This window comes from Helicobacter sp. T3_23-1059 (assembly GCF_053654515.1).
Window position 1 is genome coordinate 1 of the sequence record NZ_JBSIUV010000096.1, and the last position, 3,659, is coordinate 3,659.

At 39.4% G+C, this 3,659-nt stretch carries 5 protein-coding genes; all 5 read right to left on the bottom strand.

Translation table 11 applies throughout. The annotated features are described in order from the left end of the window. Positions 1-6 precede the first annotated feature (6 nt). Positions 7-990 carry a hypothetical protein gene (locus ACWIX0_RS12975; protein WP_454174405.1) on the bottom strand — a complete coding sequence of 328 codons (984 nt, stop codon included), beginning with the start codon at positions 988-990 and terminating at the stop codon, positions 7-9. 71 nt (positions 991-1,061) lie between these two features. Further along, positions 1,062-1,751 (bottom strand): hypothetical protein, encoded by a 690-nt coding sequence (locus tag ACWIX0_RS12980; protein ID WP_454174406.1) that lies wholly within the window; start codon positions 1,749-1,751, stop codon positions 1,062-1,064. 18 nt (positions 1,752-1,769) lie between these two features. Next, complete coding sequence (locus tag ACWIX0_RS12985; RefSeq protein ID WP_454174407.1) at positions 1,770-2,171, bottom strand: hypothetical protein; 402 nt, start codon at positions 2,169-2,171, stop codon at positions 1,770-1,772. A 9-nt stretch (positions 2,172-2,180) separates the two neighbouring features. Next, positions 2,181-3,278, bottom strand: coding sequence for a hypothetical protein (locus ACWIX0_RS12990; RefSeq protein WP_454174408.1), 1,098 nt, complete (start codon positions 3,276-3,278; stop codon positions 2,181-2,183). 44 nt (positions 3,279-3,322) lie between these two features. Then, a partial coding sequence (locus ACWIX0_RS12995) for a hypothetical protein (protein WP_454174409.1) occupies positions 3,323-3,659 on the bottom strand: 337 nt, incomplete at its 5' end.

Sequence of the window (3,659 nt, forward strand, 5' to 3'; positions counted from 1 at the left end):
TGTCCTTTATTTACTAAATTTTATTTGTGGCATTTGTGGGCTTTGGTAGCCTTGATTTTGGCTAGGATTTTGGCTATTTTGTCCGTTTTGTCCTAAATAGCCTTTATCTCTTGCCCATCGTTGATAGCCAGCTTTTTGATATTCCTCTTTGTTAAAATTTGCATTATTTGCTTTGATATATTCATTTTTGGCTTGGTAGCTTTGTAGCTCGGCTAGTTGTTGGGGCGTTATATCGCCATTTTGGTAGAGTAGCTCGGCTTTTCGCAAAGTATCATCTAATATTATGTCATTTTGTGCGATAGCTTGCGCCCTTGCGTTTTCGCCTTTTCTAAAACCTATTCCATAAGCATCGCGCATTTCATCTTTTTGTTGATTTGAGAGTTTGCCTCCACCTGTGATGATTCTACCGACAACGCTTATTGCCGTTTCCTCATCGGCTTTAAATTTTTGTGCGTTTGGGCTAAGTTTATAGATTCCTCCACTTAAGCTATCTAGTTTTCTATCTAGCCCACCTAAAAATCCTGTGTTGTTTGTGGCTAGCCCTGTGCGAAACAAAAACCCGCCTTTTGCTTCATCATCAGCAGTGCTAACGATATTATCTACCGCTTTTAATGCTTTCATATTTTCATAAAAATCTTGCCTTAGCTTTGTGGTGCTGCTGCTTTTATTTCTCACTTTTGCATCTAAATTTACATTTGCATTTATTTGTTGCATTATCGCCATTACGGGTATGCCTGCTTTTTGTGCGGTGTAAATATCATATTTACTCATTTTTCCGCTTGCCATTTTTGTATCTAGCAACTCATCGCCCGTAAGAAGCGGCACGCCACTTGCATAAAGTTTTGGACTAAAGCCTCCTCCACTGCCTAAAAGGGCTAAATCATTTGCGTTTTCCTCATTTTCCCCGCTTAGATTCTCGCTTTGTGGTTTTTCCTCTACCCCATAATCTTGTGCGTTTTTTTCTAAATAATCAAAATCAAAACTTGGCATCTTTTGTCCTTTTTTTTTGGTTTTTCTAGCGTGTTTAGCGTGGCTTTTAGGATTTGTAGCGTTTTAGGCTTTTAGCGTGTGGCATAGCTTTTGTGGATTATATCTTTGCCCTGCGCTTTATCTAGCTCATCAAAAATATTTCCATTGCTAGATTCTTTTTGCTTATCTAGCTCTTTTATGAGTTCTTTTAGATTGCTTTGCACGCTCATAGCACTTAGATGCAGGCTTGCTTCAAAGCGATATTTTCGTATGTGGTTTATGCCTGCTTGCGTGGTTAGCTCATCTTTTAGCTCTTTTGCGTTTGTTAGGATTTCACGGCTAGAGTTTATAGCTTCTTGCGTGGCGTTAAAAATATCGCTTTTTGCTGCTTTGATAAAATCGCTAGTGTGTTTTTGGATGAGAGATTCTAGGGCTTGGCTAGCGTTGTGTGCGTTTTGGTTCGCAAAATCAGCGCATACTTGCTTGCTAAGTGTATCTACACTAAAATCACTTAAAATCTCATCTAAACGCGCATTAAAAAGCCTTTTTACTTCGCGTGCGTGATAGCTTTCTAAATCGCTTGTGCTTTGTGCGATTTTTTCACTTGCATACGCGTTTATATGGCTTTTTGCTTGCTCTAGGGCGTTTGCTAGCTCATTTGCGATGGCTTCTTGTGTGCTAGATTCTACCTCGTTTTTTGCCTCTTGCTTTAGCGTGGCTAGCTGGGCTTTTAGATTCTCATTTAATTCTTTTAATTCTTGTATTTTTTCAAAAATTAGCATTTGTCTTGCCTCCTTTTTTTAGTTAAAATCCCCGCTTAAAATTTGTTGTTCTATGTCTAAAAAGCGAGGTGGGATTAAATACCTTGCGTTTTTGCTTGCATTTTTATCATAAAGGGCTAAAAAGGCTTTTTCCTCTGCATTTAAGCCCTTTGTTGTGGCAAAAAATAGCGCGTTATCAATCTTGCTAGAATCCACACTGCTAAAATCATATTCTTGGCAAGCATCGCTAAAATCTAAAATGCCCTCGCCCTCATAAACAAAGAATTTTAGCCCTTTTTGCGTTTCATAATAAAAGCCTTGTGGGCTTATTTCTAGCGCGTTTATGCCTTGTGTGAGGCTAAATTCTGCGCGTGTGTTGGCATATCTATCTTTAAGAAAACATTTTGTAGCTTCGTAAGGATAATTTAGCATTCTTTGCATTACTTGCCTTTATTGCGCGTTTTGTGTGGTGTCTTGCGCGGTATCTTGCTGTGCTAAATGCGCTTTTAGTGCTTCTAAAATCTCGCTTTTTAGGCTATCGTGGTCTTTTGCTAGCAAGTCGCGTGCGTTTTGTATTTCAGCTTTGTGGGTTTCTAGCTGTGTGTTTAGCTCATCGATTTTTTCGCTTAGCGTGTTGTTTTTGGTTTCACTTAGCGTGTTTAGGGCTTCTTGCTTTGCGTTTGCTAGGGATTCTAGGGCGCGTGATATTTCATCTTTTTTTTGTGTTAGTTCAGTTTCATAGCCCTCTTTGTCAGCATTTAACGCGCTTCTATGTGCTTCTAGCTTGGTATCTAGCTCGGCTTTTAGCGCGTTTGCTTGACGGAGCATAGAATCTAGTGCTTTCCACTTCTCATAAGCCTCTAAAATTGTGTCCTCTTTTTCTAAAATCGCTTCAGCTTTTTCGCGCACCTTGTCATAAATTGCTTCTGTTGCTACTAGATTATCATTTGTTGTTTTTGCGTTTTGCGTGGTGGATTCTATCGTAGCATTTGCCTCTGTGATGGCTTGCTCTGCCCTCTCTTGCATTGTTTTAAAATCTTTTTTTGCTTGGGCTAGCGTGGTTGCGATTTGGGTAGCTAGCTCATTTACTTTTTGCGTGCTAGAGTTAAGCGCATCTAGTGCGTCATTTGTGTTTTTTATACCTGTTTGGTAGCTTTCATCTAGGGCTACAAAGGCATTGTAAGTCTCTGCGATAGTTTGCAAAGTGATTTTTATTTGCTCCCTCCAGCTTGTGTTGTTTTTTAGCGCGTTTGCTAAAATCTCATCAAATTTCTTTACACCTAAATCGCTAGGGTTTTGTGTGTTATTTTGTGGATTTTGCGCGGGGTTAGATTCTTGGCTAGAATCTTTTGTAGATTCTTGCTCGCCATTTTGGGTTGATTCTGCGTTGCCCTGTGTTTGTTGTGATTCTTGCGTGCTAGATTCTAGGCTAGATTCGCCCTCGTTTTTGTTTGCTTCTTGTGTTTGATTTGTGGATTCTAGGGCTTCTTGCTCGCTTAGATTTTCTTGTGTGTCTAGCTCGTTTTGTGGATTTTTAGATTTTGCCATTGTTTTTTCCTTTTTGTTTGGATTTTAGCGCGTGGATTTGTGTTTTATACGATTGGCACAAAAAGCGTGTCTTTGTGTTTTAGCCATTGTGCTGTGGCGTCATTTGGCACGATTAGGATTTCGCCTTGCGTGAAAGTGTAGTTTGCAGAGCCTATGCGTAAATTAAACTCATCTTGCCCGATGTAGCAAAATGCTAGACAATTTACTAAGCTATATTTTTTAGTGATAGATTTTAGGCTAGGCGTGCTTATGCTTGCTTTTTTGGCTTCGTTAGATTGTTCGCTAGATTCTTGGCTAAAAAACTCTTGGGCGTTTTTGTTTGCCTCGCTTATTTTTTCTTTTGCCTCGCTTGCTAGCTCTTTTGCTTTATCTAGCGTTTTT